The 2,018-nt window shown below is 63.1% G+C and carries 3 protein-coding genes; all 3 read left to right on the top strand.

Annotated features, from left to right (window positions below; genetic code table 11):
* Positions 1 to 881: aldose 1-epimerase (locus EN969_RS28525; RefSeq protein ID WP_348632419.1), on the top strand; the 881-nt coding region annotated here is incomplete at its 5' end.
* Positions 874 to 1,653 (top strand): SDR family oxidoreductase, encoded by a 780-nt coding sequence (locus EN969_RS28520; RefSeq protein WP_063169849.1) that lies wholly within the window; start codon positions 874 to 876, stop codon positions 1,651 to 1,653. The genes EN969_RS28525 and EN969_RS28520, both read left to right, overlap by 8 nt.
* 14 nt (positions 1,654 to 1,667) lie before the next feature.
* Positions 1,668 to 2,018 (top strand): dihydroxy-acid dehydratase (locus EN969_RS28515; RefSeq protein ID WP_206525253.1); only part of this gene is annotated, 351 nt, incomplete at its 3' end.

The following is a 2,018-nucleotide window of genomic DNA, read 5'->3' as shown; positions in this document are numbered from 1 at the left end:
GAATACTACTGGAAAGCAATCGGCTGTGCGTCGAGATCAGCCCCTCTGGCAGCGCAATCGTCAACGGCCATACGGCCGACGGGGTGCCATTCCTGCGTCCCTACCAAGGCGAGGCCGAGTTCGACGTTGTGCACTGCGCTTGCTTTCCGATGGTGCCGATCGGCAATCGCGTCGAGGGCAATGCGTTTTCCTGCGGCGGTCAAAACTTCACGCTGGCGCCCAACACGACTGATCCTTTCTATATTCACGGTGACGGCTGGCAGGCGAACTGGAAGGTCGAGGAGCATCGCGTCGACCGCCTCCATTTGGCCTTCGATCATCCGCGCGGCGTCGACTCGCCCTATGTCTACCATGCGCGACAGTCGTTCCGGCTCGCCGGCGCGCGGCTGGAACTCCGGCTTGCCGTCGAAAATACCGGCGTCATTCCACTGCCATTCGGCCTCGGTTTCCATCCATTCTTTCCGCGCACGCCGCGGACGACCTTGTTTGCGCCGGCCGAAACCTGGTGGACAGAGCGCGACGGGCACCTTCCAGCGTCCAGGAGCGCCATTGCCGCCGATGTCGATTTCTCAACGCCGCGCCATTTGCCCGACCGTTGGCTGAACAATGGCTTCGAAGGGTGGAGCGGCATCGCGCGCATCATCTGGCCGGAGCACTGTCTGGGGATCGACATCGAGGCGGACGCGGAGCTCGACCGCTACATGCTCTTTGCGCCGGACACGGACCGAAGCTTCTTCTGCCTGGAGCCGATGAGCCATACCCCAAATGCGTTGAAGCATTTCGATGCCGACCCAATGGGGATCAAGGTACTTTCCCCCGGCGAGGTTCTCAGAGCAAGATTCGCAATGACCGTCTTCGACTGGAGCGACAACCATGGCTGAGCGCCTTTCCGGCAAACGCATCTTCCTGACCGGCGCCGCGCAAGGCATCGGGCTGGCGATCGCCGAGGCCTGCCTTGCCGAAGGCGCAAGACTGTTCCTGGTCGACCGCGACGGCGCACTGCTGGACAAGACCGTCGCGGGCCTCGCCGTGCCGCGCGGCCATGTCGGGCATGCGGCAGCCGACATCAGCGACGGTGCCGCAATTGCCGCTGCCGTCAGCCAAGCGGCCGCCGAGATCGGCCCCATAAACGCGCTGATCAACAATGCCGGGATCAATGTGTTCTCGACGCCGCTCGAGGCGACCGAGGAGGAATGGAACCGCAACTTCGACGTCAACGTCAAGGGCGCTTGGAATTGCAGCAAGGCGGTGTTGCCGGGCATGATCGCGAGCGGCGGCGGCGCCATCCTCAACATCGCCTCGACGCACAGCTTCACCATCATCCCACACACCTTTCCCTATCCGGTCGCCAAGCACGCGCTGCTCGGCCTGACCAAATCGCTGGCGCTCGAATATGCGGCGCAAGGGGTGCGCGTGAACGCGCTGGCGCCCGGCTATGTCGAAACCCAGAAGGCGATTGACTACTGGAACAGCTTTGCCGATCCGGCCACAGCACGCGCCAACACCATGGCGCTACATCCTGGCGGCCGCATCGCCACGGCGCGCGAGATTGCGCTGGCTGCGGTGTTCATGATTTCCGACGAGTGCCCGTTCATGAATGCGGCCACGCTCGTCGTAGATGGTGGGCTGAGCCAGCTCCAGCATCCAGCCTGAATTCCGGGAAAACCATGACCAAGAGACGATCGCAGCACTGGTTCGGCGGGCAGGGCAAGGACGCCTTCATTCACCGCAGCTGGATGAAGAACAACGGCCTGCCCGACGATGCCTTCGACGGCCGCCCGGTGATCGGCATCTGCAACACCTTCTCCGAATTCACGCCTTGCCACGTGCATTTCCGTGGCCTGATCGAGCACATCAAGGCGGGCGTGCTGGAAGCCGGCGGCCTGCCGCTGGAATTCCCGGTCTTCTCCTGCGGCGAATCCAATCTGCGCCCGACGGCGATGCTGTTCCGCAATCTCGCCTCGATGGATGTCGAGGAAGCGATCCGCGGCAATCCGATGGACGGTGTCGTGCTGATG

Origin of the sequence: Mesorhizobium sp. M7A.F.Ca.CA.003.01.2.1 (assembly GCF_003998945.1) — a bacterium.
GTDB lineage: Bacteria > Pseudomonadota > Alphaproteobacteria > Rhizobiales > Rhizobiaceae > Mesorhizobium > Mesorhizobium ciceri.
The sequence above is the reverse complement of the archived record's forward strand: the minus strand, read 5'-3'. Positions and strand labels throughout refer to the sequence as shown.

Excerpts from the sequence above, each read along its gene's own strand:
- EN969_RS28520 (WP_063169849.1), top strand. The coding sequence starts at position 874 with ATGGCTGAGCGCCTTTCCGGCAAACGCATCTTCCTGACCGGCGCCGCG.